The organism is Streptomyces sp. NPDC004065, assembly GCF_044903565.1.
In the GTDB taxonomy this organism is placed as follows: domain Bacteria; phylum Actinomycetota; class Actinomycetes; order Streptomycetales; family Streptomycetaceae; genus Streptomyces.
In genome coordinates this window covers 1-12,755 of record NZ_JBJDQT010000007.1, presented here as the reverse complement: position 1 = coordinate 12,755, position 12,755 = coordinate 1, and the positions used below count along the sequence as shown (strand labels likewise).

At 73.8% G+C, this 12,755-nt stretch carries 11 protein-coding genes; 7 read left to right on the top strand and 4 right to left on the bottom strand.

Features of this window, described 5'->3' with window-relative positions; genetic code table 11:
• Window positions 1-25 precede the first annotated feature (25 nt).
• Window positions 26-772: a L,D-transpeptidase family protein gene (locus tag ACI2LW_RS10685; RefSeq protein WP_404730828.1), complete on the top strand. Its 747-nt coding sequence runs from the start codon at window positions 26-28 to the stop codon at window positions 770-772.
• A gap of 72 nt (window positions 773-844) precedes the next feature.
• On the opposite strand, the gene ACI2LW_RS10680 is transcribed toward ACI2LW_RS10685, so the two are convergent.
• Entirely contained in the window at window positions 845-1,306 is a 462-nt protein-coding gene (locus ACI2LW_RS10680; protein ID WP_404730827.1) for a MarR family winged helix-turn-helix transcriptional regulator, read from the bottom strand.
• A gap of 117 nt (window positions 1,307-1,423) precedes the next feature.
• Between ACI2LW_RS10680 and ACI2LW_RS10675 the strand changes: the two genes are divergently transcribed.
• Both ACI2LW_RS10675 and mltG read left to right on the top strand, forming a co-directional pair.
• Complete coding sequence (locus ACI2LW_RS10675) at window positions 1,424-3,226, top strand: ABC transporter ATP-binding protein (RefSeq protein ID WP_404730826.1); 1,803 nt, start codon at window positions 1,424-1,426, stop codon at window positions 3,224-3,226.
• A gap of 43 nt (window positions 3,227-3,269) precedes the next feature.
• Window positions 3,270-4,130 carry an endolytic transglycosylase MltG gene (gene mltG, locus ACI2LW_RS10670; RefSeq protein ID WP_404730825.1) on the top strand — a complete coding sequence of 287 codons (861 nt, stop codon included), beginning with the start codon at window positions 3,270-3,272 and terminating at the stop codon, window positions 4,128-4,130.
• Between the two features lie 216 nt (window positions 4,131-4,346).
• On the opposite strand, the gene ACI2LW_RS10665 is transcribed toward mltG, so the two are convergent.
• Window positions 4,347-5,438 carry an NAD(P)-binding domain-containing protein gene (locus tag ACI2LW_RS10665; RefSeq protein ID WP_404730824.1) on the bottom strand — a complete coding sequence of 364 codons (1,092 nt, stop codon included), beginning with the start codon at window positions 5,436-5,438 and terminating at the stop codon, window positions 4,347-4,349.
• A 58-nt stretch (window positions 5,439-5,496) separates the two neighbouring features.
• Here ACI2LW_RS10665 and ACI2LW_RS10660 point away from each other — a divergent pair, with 58 nt between their 5' ends.
• The 3 genes from ACI2LW_RS10660 to ACI2LW_RS10650 all read left to right on the top strand — a co-directional run bounded on the left by ACI2LW_RS10660 (window position 5,497) and on the right by ACI2LW_RS10650 (window position 10,166).
• On the top strand, window positions 5,497-5,919 hold the full coding sequence (locus ACI2LW_RS10660) for a secondary thiamine-phosphate synthase enzyme YjbQ (RefSeq protein WP_404730823.1): 423 nt from the start codon (window positions 5,497-5,499) through the stop codon (window positions 5,917-5,919).
• 439 nt (window positions 5,920-6,358) lie between these two features.
• Window positions 6,359-8,527, top strand: coding sequence for a SpoIIE family protein phosphatase (locus tag ACI2LW_RS10655; RefSeq protein WP_404730822.1), 2,169 nt, complete (start codon window positions 6,359-6,361; stop codon window positions 8,525-8,527).
• A 139-nt stretch (window positions 8,528-8,666) separates the two neighbouring features.
• Entirely contained in the window at window positions 8,667-10,166 is a 1,500-nt protein-coding gene (locus ACI2LW_RS10650; RefSeq protein ID WP_404731000.1) for a RodZ domain-containing protein, read from the top strand.
• A gap of 46 nt (window positions 10,167-10,212) precedes the next feature.
• Here ACI2LW_RS10650 and ACI2LW_RS10645 read toward each other — a convergent pair whose 3' ends face one another.
• Window positions 10,213-11,055, bottom strand: coding sequence for a patatin-like phospholipase family protein (locus ACI2LW_RS10645; RefSeq protein WP_404730821.1), 843 nt, complete (start codon window positions 11,053-11,055; stop codon window positions 10,213-10,215).
• 52 nt (window positions 11,056-11,107) lie between these two features.
• Entirely contained in the window at window positions 11,108-11,701 is a 594-nt protein-coding gene (locus tag ACI2LW_RS10640; RefSeq protein WP_404730820.1) for a TetR/AcrR family transcriptional regulator, read from the bottom strand.
• A gap of 355 nt (window positions 11,702-12,056) precedes the next feature.
• Here ACI2LW_RS10640 and ACI2LW_RS10635 point away from each other — a divergent pair, with 355 nt between their 5' ends.
• Complete coding sequence (locus ACI2LW_RS10635) at window positions 12,057-12,674, top strand: (2Fe-2S)-binding protein (RefSeq protein ID WP_404730819.1); 618 nt, start codon at window positions 12,057-12,059, stop codon at window positions 12,672-12,674.
• Window positions 12,675-12,755 lie beyond the last annotated feature (81 nt).

The window sequence follows — 12,755 nt, the reverse complement described above, 5'->3', positions numbered from 1 at the left end:
GGGATGTGCTGGCCACCATGAGGACATGCGAAGTGGCGGTAGTAAACGTGCGATGGCCGCTGCGGCGGCCTGTTTCATGGCGACGGCGCTGGCCGGATGCGGCAGCCCGCGGACACAGGCTCACCACGGTGAGGTGCCCAGACCAGGTGGTCCCTCCGGGACCGCGCGGCCCAGCGTCCCGGTGGCGCCGCCCCGGGTCCCCGGGGTCGGAGAGCGGCTGTGGCGGAAGGTGCCGGCGGGCACCCGCCAGGTCGTGGCGGTCTACGGCGACCGCGAGGACTCCCCCGACTCCACGCTCGTGCTGTACGAGAAGCGAGGTGAAAGCTGGCAGAAGAAGGGCAGTTGGCCGGCCCACAACGGCAAGCGGGGCTGGACCACCGACCACCACGAGGGCGACGAGCGGACACCCGTGGGGGTGTTCACCCTCTCGGACGCCGGCGGACTGCTGGAGGATCCCGGGTCCAGGCTCCCGTACACCCAGGACGAGGACGCGTTCCTCTCACCGTTCTACTGGGAGGAGGCGCACTGGCACGACTTCGACTACGTGATCGCCATCGACTACAACCGGCTCCGGGGCACCCGTCCCGACGACCCGACCCGGCCGCAGGGGCAGTCGAAGGGCGGCGGCATCTGGCTGCATCTCGACCATGGCGACGGGACGTTGGGCTGTGTGAGCGTTCCCGGGTCGGCGATGGAGTATCTGCTGCGCACGCTCGACCCCAGGGACAAGCCCGTCGTGGTGATGGGGGACAGGGCCAATCTGAGGGCGTAGCGGCGGAGTTGGTCGGCGCCCGCGCCGCGCCGCCGGCCGGCCCGGGTCCACCAGGCCCGGCGGACACGGCGGTCAGCAGTGTTTTCGGTTTCCCTGTGCGGGCACGGCGCCCACCAGCGTGTCCAGCAGTCCGCCGAGCGTCTCGCGCTGTTCCTCGCTCAGCGGCGCCAGGATCTCCTCCGCGGCGGCCCGGCGCGCGCCGTGCAGCACGCGCAGGGCGGCGCGCCCGTCGTCGGTGAGTTCGATGCGGATCACCCTCCGGTTGGCCGGATCGGGGACGCGGCGCACCTTGCCGCTCGCCTCCAGGCCGTCCACGAGCGTGGTCACCGCGCGGGGCACCACCTCCAGCGACTCGGCGAGATCCGCCATCCGCGGCGGCTCGCCGAAGTGCGCCAGGGTGCGCAGCAGCCGGGACTGGGCCGGTGTGATGCCGAGGGCGTGCTCCTGGAGATGACGCTTCTGGATGCGGTGCACCCGGCGGGTGAGCCGCAGCAGCTGCTCGGCGAGGAGGCCGTCGGGATCGGGGGTGGTCATGCGGGAACAATATCAGGACCCCGTTCATTGTGAGTATAGGTAACAATGAGCTAGGATCCGACAGTCGCCGCCGGCCGCCCGCACCGGGCCGGCGCCCGCCCCTTCCCGTAGGAGCCCATGCATCCCGACCACCAGCCCTCCTGGACCCCGCCCGCCGACGCCGGGGAACAACCCCGGCAGGTGCGCCGCATCCTCGGACTCTTCCGGCCCTACCGGGGCCGTCTCGCGGTCGTCGGCCTGCTGGTCGGCGCCGCCTCCCTGGTCTCCGTCGCCACGCCCTTCCTCCTCAGGGAGATCCTCGACGTGGCGATCCCGCAGGGCCGCACCGGCCTGCTGAGCCTGCTGGCCGCCGGCATGATCCTCAGTGCCGTCCTCACCAGCGTCTTCGGCGTCCTGCAGACCCTGATCTCCACCACCGTGGGCCAGCGTGTGATGCACGACCTGCGCACCGCCGTCTACGGACGCCTGCAGCGCATGTCGCTCGCCTTCTTCACCCGCACCCGCACGGGCGAGGTGCAGTCCCGCATCGCCAACGACATCGGCGGCATGCAGGCCACCGTCACCTCCACGGCCACCTCGCTGGTCTCCAACCTCACCAGCGTGGTCGCCACGGTCGTCGCCATGGTCGCCCTCGACTGGCGGCTGACCGTGGTCTCGCTGCTGCTGCTCCCCGTCTTCGTGTGGATCAGCCGCCGCGTCGGCAACGAGCGCAAGAAGATCACCACCCAGCGGCAGAAGCAGATGGCCGCGATGGCCGCCACGGTCACCGAGTCCCTCTCGGTCAGCGGCATCCTGCTCGGCCGGACCATGGGCCGCTCGGACTCCCTGACGTCCTCCTTCGCCGCGGAGTCGGAACGTCTGGTCGGCCTGGAGGTGAGGTCGAACATGGCCGGGCGCTGGCGCATGGCCGTCATCACCGTCGTGATGGCAGCCATGCCCGCGGTCATCTACTGGACGGCGGGCATCGCCCTGCGATTCGGCGGACCGGAGGTGTCCATCGGCACGCTCGTCGCCTTCGTCTCGCTCCAGCAGGGACTGTTCCGGCCGACCGTGAGCCTGCTGGCCACCGGCGTCCAGATCCAGACCTCGCTCGCGCTCTTCCAGCGCATCTTCGAGTACCTGGACCTGCCGATCGACATCACCGAGCGCGACCGCCCGGTCCACCTCGACCAGGTCAAGGGAGAGGTCCGCTTCGAGAACGTGGCCTTCCACTACGACGGCAAGAGCGGGCCGATCCTCGACGGCATCGACATCACCGTCCCCGCGGGCAGCAGCCTGGCGATCGTCGGCCCCACCGGCGCCGGCAAGTCCACGCTCGGCTACCTGGTTCCCCGGCTGTACGACGTCACCGGCGGCCGGGTCACCCTCGACGGAGTGGACGTGCGCGACCTCGACTTCGACACCCTGGCCCGCGCCGTCGGCGTCGTCTCGCAGGAGACGTACCTCTTCCACGCCTCGGTGGCCGAGAACCTGCGCTTCGCCAAGCCCGACGCCACGGACGACGAGCTGCGGGCGGCCGCCGAGGCGGCCCAGATACACGAGCACATCGCGGCGCTGCCCGACGGCTACGACACGGTCGTCGGCGAGCGCGGCCACCGGTTCTCGGGCGGCGAGAAGCAGCGCCTGGCCATCGCCCGCACCATTCTGCGCGACCCGCCGGTCCTCATCCTCGACGAGGCCACCAGCGCCCTGGACACCCGTACGGAGGCCGCGGTGCAGAAGGCCATCGACGCCCTGTCGGCCAACCGGACCACCCTCACCATCGCGCACCGCCTGTCCACCGTGCGCGGCGCGGACCAGATCGTGGTGCTCGACGCGGGCCGGGTGGCCGAACGCGGCACACACCCGGAACTGCTCGAACTCGACGGGCGTTACGCGGCACTGGTGCGCCGGGACGCCCAACTGGAGCCGACAAGCTGAAGATATGCCGGGTTTGTCCGGCTGTGCGGGTTACCGTGCCCGCATGCAGAGGAACACTCCGTCACGGAAATCGATCCGACTGACGCACCGGGGCCGGCTGGCCCTCGTCGTGTCCGGGGCCGTGCTGGCCGGCGCCGCCGTGGCGGTGCCGCTGCTCACCCAGCACCACGACGACCGGCCACGGCCCCCCGCGCGTCCCCGCACCCTGGTGATCCAAGAGGGCTGGCGGGCGACCCAGGTGTACGCCGCCGTCGACAAGGCGCTCGCCCTGCCCGCCGGCACCACCAAGCTGTCGGTCACCAAGAGCGGCCTGAAACTCCCGGACGCCGCGGAGGGCAACCCTGAGGGCTACCTGTACCCCGCGGCGTACCCCATCGACGACCGGACGACCCCCCAGTCGCTGCTCGCCCGCATGGTGGCCACCGCCATGAAGAAGTTCGACGCGACCCCCGTCGCCGCCGGCGCCCAGCACGACGCCCTCAACCCGTACCAGGCGGTGACCATCGCGAGCATCGTGCAGGCGGAGTCCGCCACCAAGGCCGACATGCCGAAGGTGGCCCGGGTCGTGTTCAACCGGCTGGAGCACGGCATGCCGCTGCAGATGGACTCCACCCTCAACTACGCCCTCAACCGCTCCACCGTCCGCACCACCGCCGAGGACACCCGGCTGGACAGCCCCTACAACTCCTACCAGCGCATGGGACTGCCGCCGACACCCGTCGACAACCCCGGCCAGGACGCGCTGCGCGCCGCCACCCACCCGGCCCCGGGCGACTGGCTCTACTTCGTCACGGTCAAGCCGGGCGACACCCGCTTCACCGCCGACTACGCCGAGCACCAGCGCAATGTGGCCGAGTTCAACGCCTGGCACCGCACCCACAGCTCCCAGCCCTCCGCCAAGTGAGCGACCGGACGCGACGGCACCGGCGGGCGGCGGTCCACGGGGGCGGGCGGCGGTCCACGGCGGCGGTCCCGGGCGGCGGGACCCGATCTCACACGGCTGCGGGCTCGCGCGGCGGGCCGCGGCCTCGGACGGCGGCGGACAGTGGCCTCACGGGGAGGCGGACAGCGGTCTCACGGGGAGGCGGGCAGCGGTCTCACGCGGAGGCGGGCAGCGGTCTCAGGCGGCGGCCGGTGAGTGGGCGGGCGGGACCTCGCCCAGCAGCCGCCGGACGTCGCGGACGGCCGCGCGCCCGGCCCGGTTGGCGCCGACCGTGCTCGCCGACGGCCCGTAGCCGACCAGATGGACCCGCGGGTCGGCCACCGCCCGGGTGCCCTCCACGCGGATGCCGCCGCCGGGTTCCCGCAGCCGCAGCGGCGCCAGGTGGTCGAGCGCGGCCCGGAACCCGGTGGCCCAGAGGATGACATCGGCGGCCACCTGCCGCCCGTCCCGCCATGCCACGCCGTCGGGGGTGATCCGGTCGAACATGGGCCGCCGGTCCAGGACTCCGTCGCGCAGCCCCTGCCGGACGGCGTCGTTCAGCGGCAGCCCGGTGACGGAGACGACGCTCCGGGGCGGCAGTCCGCGCCGTACCCGCTCCTCGACCAGGGCGACCGCCGCGCGGCCCAGGTTCTCGTCGAACGGCCCCTCGCGGAAGACCGGCGGCCGCCGGGTGACCCAGGTGGTGGCCGCCGCGCGGGGGGCGAGTTCCAGCAGATGCTGGGTGCCGGACGCGCCGCCGCCCACCACGACCACCCGCTTGCCGGCGAACTCCTCGGGCCCCGCGTACTGCGCGGTGTGCAACTGCCGTCCACGGAAGGTCTCCTGCCCCGGGTAGCGCGGCCAGAACGGCCGGTCCCAGGTGCCGGTGGCGTTGATCAGCGCCCGCGTCGACCACACCTCGTCGGGGGTCTGCACGAGCAGCCGCCCGCCGGTGCCCTCCCGCACCGTCCGCACGTGCACCGGGCGCCGCACCCGGAGGCCGAAGACCCGCTCGTAGGCGGCGAAGTACTCGCCGATGACCTCCGCGGAGGGACGGGCCGGATCGGCGTCGTCGAGTTCCATGCCGGGCAGCGAGTGCATCCCGTGCACCCTGCCGTACGTCAGTGACGGCCACCGGAACTGCCAGGCGCCGCCCGGTGCGGGGGAGTGGTCGAGCACCACGAAGTCGCGGTCCGGCTCGAAACCGGTGCGCCGCAGATGGTAGGCGCTGGACAGCCCCGCCTGCCCGGCGCCGATGACGACCACGTCGACCTCGCGCGTCCTGTTCACGCCTGGACAACCGCGCCCAGGGCCCGGATCTTCCCCCGCGATCGAGGAGGATGGGGGTATGTCACATGCCTTCACCACCCGAGTGCTGAACGTGGCCTCCGGCTCCCGCGAGACGGTCGTCGACCTCACCCGCGAATGCGAGACCTTCCTGCGCGAGACCGCGGACGGCCGCGACGGCCTGCTCAACGTGTTCGTGCCGCACGCGACGGCCGGCGTCGCGATCATCGAGACGGGCGCGGGAAGCGACGACGACCTCCTCGCCGCGCTGCACACCCTGCTGCCCGCGGACGACCGCTGGCAGCACCGGCACGGCAGCCCGGGCCACGGCCGCGACCACGTCCTGCCCGCGCTGGTCCCGCCGCACGCCACCGTTCCGGTGCTGGGCGGCCGGCTGGAACTGGGCACCTGGCAGTCGGTGTGCCTGGTGGACACGAACAAGGACAATCCCCACCGCCAGGTCCGCCTCAGCTTCCTCGGCTGACACGGGCGGCGGGGCCGGCCCGCGGGTGGCGGAACCACAGCGCCGGGCACCGGCCGCTCCGCCTGCCTCTCCGGCCCCCTCCCGCCCGTCCCTCCCAGGTCCCGCCCGTCCGTCCCGGGTCCCGCCCGCCCCTCCGGTCCCCTCCCGGTCGCGCCCGGCCCCCTCCAGGTCGCGCCCGGCCCCCGGCTCCGGTCCTTGGGCCGGCACCGGGGATCGGGGCCGGGGCCGGAGCTAGGGGTCCCAGCCCTGCCCACGGCCCGCCCGCCCCCGGTCGGGATGCGCGGGAGATGCGCGGCGGGCGGGGCCCGGAGGCCGTCCGCCGGCTCTGGGCGAAGCGCCCGCCGGTGTTATTGAATGAGGTGAGCGGTCAGGGTTCCCGGGGCCCGTCGCAACAGGAGCACGGCCCCGGCACCGCGCCGCGGATTGCCGAGAGAGCCGCATGGACTCCACACCCTCTGCCTCACCGTCGTCGCCCTTCGACCTGGTCAGCAGCGCCTTGGGGCGCTACGCCGCGCGCGGCGGGGCGGTGGCCGGCGGGGGCGCCGAGGTGCCCGGGGCCCGCACGATCGGCCGGGACCTGGCCGACGAACCGGCGGCCGGCCGGCAGGACCGGATTCTCGGCGTGGTCAACCTGGACCGGGACCTGAGCGTCACCCGCTGCAATCTCGACGCCCCCGTCTTCGCGGGTGTGGACGCAGCGGCCGGCAGCCCCTTCGTCGATCTCCTGCCCCCCGGTGACGTACCCACGGTCACCCGGCGCCTGCGGCAGGTCCTCGACACCGGCGAGGCGCACGTCGCCCGCATCCAGCGGCTGCGGCGCGCGGACGGGTCGGAACTGGTCGTCTCCCTGAGCATCCTGCCCGCCGCGGCGCCCGACGACGGTCTGACCGTCTCCCTGATCGCCATGGCCAAGAGGCTGCACCTGTACGCCGCCGAGACCGCGATCGGCACCTCGCTGGACATCGGCGAGACCGCGCAGTCGCTGGCGGAGTCCCTGCTGGCCTGGGGCGAGGTCGCCGCGGTCGACCTCGACTTCGCCGTGTGGACGGGCGAGGGAGTCACGGGGCAGCCGCAGGGCCGCATCCGGCTGCGGCGGGCGGCCCTGGTGCCGGACCGCGCGTGGCCCGACGGCTATGTGACTCCCGGGGAGGACCTTCCCGGCGACGCGAGCCGCCTGCTGGCGCGGGCGATACGGCGGGACGACGCCCCGCAGATCATCGTCATACCGGACCGGGAGGCCCTCGAGCGGGTGCTCGGCAGTCCGCGAGTGGTGCGCGCCCTGGTACCGCTGGTACCGGGCGACCGGTCGGCGGGGGTGGCGTGCGTACCGCTGGTCCTGGAAGGCACGCCGCCCGTCGTGCTCGGCGTGGTGGAGGTCTGGCGGCGGGCGGACATCCCCTTCCGCGACAGCGAACTGCTCGACCTGCAGGAGCTGGTGGCCAGGACGGCCCACCACGTCGACCTGGCCCGCCGGCACCAGCGCGAGCACACGCAGGTGCTGGCCCTGCAGCGCAGGCTGCTGCCCCGGACGGGCGGCAGCACCATCGAGATCGCCAGCGTGTACCAGCCCACCACCCCGGACAGCGCGGGCGTCGGCGGGGACTGGGTGAACAGCTTTCCCCTGGCGGACGGCCGTACCGCGCTGGTGGTCGGCGACGTCGTCGGGCACGGCCTGGGGGCCGCGGCCACCATGGGCCAGCTGAGCATGGAGGCCCGGGCCCTGCTGTCGGCGGGGCTGGCGCCGGACGAGGTGCTGGAGCACCTGGACGCGACCGTGAGCCTGCTGGACGACGCGGAGTCCGGGCTGGCGGCCGGGTACAGCGCCCTGGGGTCGACCTGCTGCATCGCCCTCTACGACCCGGTCCGCCACCAGGTGACGCTGTCCAGCGCCGGCCACCTCCCTCCGGTCCTGGTGGGCCCCGACGGGCACGCGCACCCGCTCGCGATCCACCCGCACCCCGGGCTCGGGGCGGAGTTCGCGCTGCGGGAACCCTTCGACGTGCATGCGTTCGACGCGCCCCCGGGCTCCCTGCTCGCCCTCTACACCGACGGCCTGGTGGAGGACCCGGCCACGCCGATCGACGAGGGCATCGGCAGGCTGGTGGAGACAGTGGCCGCCGTGCACCCCTGGGACGCCCTCCAGCAGGCCGCGCGGCGTGTCGTCGCGGCGCTGGCGCCGGCGCGCCGGCGCGACGACGTGACCCTGCTGCTCGCTCGCCTGATCGGCTGCCGCAAGGGCGACACCGCGAGCTGGCGGCTGCCCGCCCGCGCCGACGCGCCCGCCCGTGCCCGCGCGCAGGTCTCCCCGCTGCTGCGGCGATGGCGCATCGCGGACGCCACGCGGGACGATGTGACGCTGCTGGTCAGCGAGCTGGTCACGAACGCGGCGCGCTTCGCCGCCGGGCCCATCACGGTACGGCTGGTCAGGGCCGGACGCGGGCTGCTGTGCGAGGTGGGCGACTCCGGTGACGGCAGGCCACGTCTGAGGCGGGGCGGTCTCCTGGACGACGACGGTCGCGGCCTGTACGTCGTGCACGGGCTCACCACCCGGTGGGGGGTGCGCTGGACGGACACCGGCAAAGTGGTCTGGGCGGAAGTCGCACGGTGACGGGGTCCCGGGCACCCGGGGGGAAACCGCTCCGCCGAGGAACTCCCGTACGAACTCCCGTGCTCCTGAAGCCGGGTGAACAGGGGCCCCGGCAAGGCCATACTGAGGCACGGTGTCACAAGGGGGAGGCGTGCAGCGGATGGGAAACGACGCGGACCTGCCACGGCGGATCGGTGTCTACACCATTGAGCGGGTCCTGGGCGCGGGCGGCATGGGGACGGTCTACCTGGCGCGTTCGCGCGGCGGCCGGGCCGTGGCGGTCAAGGTCGCGCGCCCTGAGCTGGCCGCCGACCGCAGGTTCCGCGAGCGGTTCCGCGCCGAGGTCGAGGCCGCCCGGGCCGTCGGCGGATTCCACACGGCTCCGGTGGTGGACGCCGACCCGGACGCGGAAGCGCCCTGGCTGGCCACCGCGTACGTGCCGGGCCCCACTCTGTCCGAACTGCTCGCGGAGCAGGGGCCGATGGACGAGAGCCGGCTGAGGCTGCTGGGCGCCGCCCTGGCCGAGGCGCTCCAGGCCGTGCACGCCTGCGGTCTCGTGCACCGGGACCTGAAGCCGGGGAACGTCATCATGGCCGCGGACGGCCCCAGGGTCCTCGACTTCGGCATCGCGCGGGCCATGGAGTCCACCCGGCTGACCACCACCGGGACGGCCTTCGGCACGCCCGGCTACCTGGCGCCCGAACAGGCGCAGGGCCTCGAAGTGGACGGCGCCGCCGACGTGTTCGCGCTCGGCGCCGTCCTCGTCGCGGCGGCGGGCGGCAGCGCGTTCGGCGCCGGCACCCCCATGGGGGTGATGTACCGGACGGTGCACGAACCGGCTGACCTCTCCGCGGTGCCGGACAACCTGCGCTCCCTGGTCGCCGCCTGCCTGTCGAAGAACCCCGGCGACCGGCCCGCGCCCGGGGAGCTCCTCGACCTGCTCATGCCGGACCCGGCCCGGACGGAACCCGTCCCGGTTGCCCCCGGGACACCGGGACCGACCGTCCCCCTCCCCGCCCCCGCTCCGCCCGCTGCCCCTGCTCCCGCGTCGGCCGCCGCGTCGGGTCCGCCCGCGGCCCCTGTCCCCGCCGATGCCGCCGGTGCCGCCGGGGACGGCGAGGGCCCGCGCGGGGCCGGCGGCGCATCCGGCGGTCCGGCCCGGCGCCCTCGCACGCGGATGATCGCCGTGGTGCCGGCGGCCGCCGTCGTGGTGGCCGCGCTCGCCGGCGGCACCTATTACCTCACCCACCACCGGGACGGCCAGGGAACACCCTCCGCGGCCGCGTCGCAGTCCGGGCACGCCTCCTCGCCGAACCTGAACCCGAACCCGAACTCGAGCCCGAAGTCGGACCCGAAGGCGAACCCGGCTTCGAGCCCTTCCGCCGGAAACGGCGCGGCGGCGGCGCCCGCGAACCAGGTCACGGTAGTGATCAGCGGCAAGGAGGAAGGCAGCTGGATCTCGGCCAAGGGCTCCGGCGGACAGGTGCTCTTCGAGGGCGTCCTCTCCCCGGGCGAGCGGAAGACGTTCACGGACAGGACGAAGGTCGACCTGATCCTCGGGAACGCGGGCGCGGTCCGGCTCGTGGTCAACGGCAAGGAGGTCCGGGACGGCCTCCCGCCCGGCCAGGTCGTCCGCCTCACCTACACAAGGAGCGACTAGCCTCCCGCGCGCGGTCCCGGCCGCCGCGCCGTCCGGGCGGCGCCGCTCACCCGCGCGTCCAGCGGACGGCCGTCGCGCGCCCCTGCGCCCGGCCCGCCTCGGCGGCCGGGCGGCGCGTGGCAGGGTCCAGGGGGTTGGCGCCCACGGCGGCCCTCGACGCCTCGTCGGGCTCGATCACCGCGACCTCGGCGCCCCGCGCCCGCAGGTCCGCCACGCACCGCTCCAGCGGCGCGTCGCTCGGGAACGGCTCGGCGGCCCCCATCGGCACGATCACCAGCACGCGCGAGGCGCCGTCCGCGTAGTCGGCGTTGGCCGCGGAGCGGACGCCGCCGTCGACGTAGCGGCGTCCCTCGATCGACACGGGCGGCCAGACGCCGGGAACGGCGCAGCTCGCCGCCACCGCGTCGACCAGGCTCACGCCCGAGTCGTTGCCGAACACCCGGGGCTCCCCGGTCCCGGCGTCCACCGCCACGATCCTCAGCGCCCGTGCCGGCCAGTCGTGCGCCGGCAGCCGCGACTCGATCACCGCGCGCCGCTCCGGCTCGGACACGGTCGCGGCCGAAAGGGCCAGCTTCCCCACGGCTCGGCGTACTTCGGGACCGGTGGCCCCGCTTCCCAGCACCGTGCCGAGCTCCGCGGCGAAGGCCTCCAGGTCCATCTCGGCCATGATCTCGTCTGCCTGCAGCGCGGGCTCGACCTGCCGGGCGTACAGCTCCTCCAGGCTCAGCCCGCTGCCCAGCTGGGCCGCGACGGCTGACCCCGCGGAGGTGCCCACGATCACATCGGCGCCGGTCACGTCCTGTCCCGCGTCCGCGAGTCCCGCCAGCAGCCCCGTCAGCCACGCGATGCCTCCGACACCGCCACCGCCGAGCACCAACGCCTCCGCCATGCCTGCCCCCTCGATCGTTCGATCGTCCGTTCGGCGACGTGCCGGGGCAACCCTACTCGGCGGCGCGTCCCCGGGCTCCGGCGCGCAGCCCGTCCATGACCAGATCCAGCAGCCTGTTCGCGCGCTCCTGCCAGTCGCCCAGCGGGTCCAGCTGCCACAGACCCGAGATGGCGAGGACGAAGTCGTCCGCGGTCACGCCCGGACGGATGGTGCCGGCCTCCTCGTTGGCGCGCAGCAGGAGTTCGGCGGCGGAGGTGATCGCGCCGTGCTGCGGCTTCGCCGGGCTGCCCGGAGCGCTGGTGGCCTGCCGGATCGCCTCCGCCAGACCGGCCTTGGTCATGGCGAACCGGGCCAGGTGGTCCATCCACTCGCGCAGCGCCGTGTCGGGTTCCCGGCAGGCCAGCAGCTGGGCCGCGCTGTCGGCGACCTGCTGCATCTCGTGCCGGTAGATCTCCAGGACCAGGGCCTCGCGACTGGGGAAGTTGCGGTAGAGGGTGCCCTGGCCGACGCCCGCCTTCTTGGCGATCACGCTCAGCGGGGTGTCGGCGGAGCGGGTCAGCTCGGCCACCGCCACGTGCAGGATGCGCTCGCGGTTGCGCTGGGCGTCCGAGCGCAGAGGGGGTTCGGCGTCCTTCTTGTGCTGCACTCGTCCTCCTGGCGGCGCGCCACCGAGCCCGCTCTTGCTAAGCGGACAGCTGTCCGGTAGCTTTCTGAGAACGGACAGCTGTCCGGTTGGCTCCCACCATAGCGGTGACCGGCGCCTTTTCGCACGTCGGCCTGCTTCCTCGTGCACATGCCCGCAACGGCTCCCTGTCCGTACCCCCCTGTCGTACCCCCTGTTCCGCAGACGCCTGCTTCTCAGACGCCTGCTCGTCCGATGCCCGCCTCATCGGCACCTGCCTTTTCGGTGTCCGCTCCTTCGATGTCCGACTTTTGACGTCCGCATCTCCGATGCCCTCCTTCGAATCCGGCGTGTCCCGGTTACCCGAAAGAAGCTGATCATGGACCCATCGACGTCCAGCGCCGTCACCTTGAACATCAACGGCGAGAAGCACACGCTGTCCGTCGACCACCGCACCACGCTGCTCGACGCGCTGCGCGAGCGCCTCGACATGACCGGCACCAAGAAGGGCTGCGACCAGGGACAGTGCGGCGCCTGCACGGTGCTGGTGGACGGCCGCCGTACCGTGTCCTGCCTGCAGCTCGCGGTGGCCGCCGAGGACCGCGAGATCACCACCGTCGAGGGCCTGGCCGAGGGCGGCCGGCTCCACCCGGTGCAGCAGGCGTTCCTCGACCTCGACGGCTACCAGTGCGGCTACTGCACGCCGGGGCAGATCTGTTCGGCCGTCGCCGTCATCGAGGAGCACGCGGCGGGCTGGCCGAGCGCCGCCACCGACGACGTACGCCCGGAGGCGGGACCGCCGCCCCTCGGCCCCGAGGAGATCCGGGAGCGGATGAGCGGCAACCTCTGCCGCTGCGGCGCCTATGTGTCGATCGTCCAGGCGGTCGCCCGGGCGGCGGCGGAGCGGACCGCGGCCGGCCGCGCCGCCGGCCGGGACGAGACCGCACCGGCCCGGCCGGCACGCGCGGCCGCGCACGGCGAGGAGGCCGCTGCCTAATGCTGAAGTCAAGCCACGAGGTTGAGTTGTGGTCGGTCCTGGTAGGGCCGGCGGTCGCGCAGGATGGCGTAGAGCACGTTG

Excerpts from the sequence above, each read along its gene's own strand:
- ACI2LW_RS10685 (WP_404730828.1), top strand. The coding sequence starts at position 26 with ATGCGAAGTGGCGGTAGTAAACGTGCGATGGCCGCTGCGGCGGCCTGT.
- ACI2LW_RS10680 (WP_404730827.1), bottom strand. The coding sequence starts at position 1,306 with ATGACCACCCCCGATCCCGACGGCCTCCTCGCCGAGCAGCTGCTGCGG.
- ACI2LW_RS10675 (WP_404730826.1), top strand. The coding sequence starts at position 1,424 with ATGCATCCCGACCACCAGCCCTCCTGGACCCCGCCCGCCGACGCCGGG.
- mltG (WP_404730825.1), top strand. The coding sequence starts at position 3,270 with ATGCAGAGGAACACTCCGTCACGGAAATCGATCCGACTGACGCACCGG.
- ACI2LW_RS10660 (WP_404730823.1), top strand. The coding sequence starts at position 5,497 with ATGTCACATGCCTTCACCACCCGAGTGCTGAACGTGGCCTCCGGCTCC.
- ACI2LW_RS10655 (WP_404730822.1), top strand. The coding sequence starts at position 6,359 with ATGGACTCCACACCCTCTGCCTCACCGTCGTCGCCCTTCGACCTGGTC.
- ACI2LW_RS10650 (WP_404731000.1), top strand. The coding sequence starts at position 8,667 with ATGGGAAACGACGCGGACCTGCCACGGCGGATCGGTGTCTACACCATT.
- ACI2LW_RS10645 (WP_404730821.1), bottom strand. The coding sequence starts at position 11,055 with ATGGCGGAGGCGTTGGTGCTCGGCGGTGGCGGTGTCGGAGGCATCGCG.
- ACI2LW_RS10635 (WP_404730819.1), top strand. The coding sequence starts at position 12,057 with ATGGACCCATCGACGTCCAGCGCCGTCACCTTGAACATCAACGGCGAG.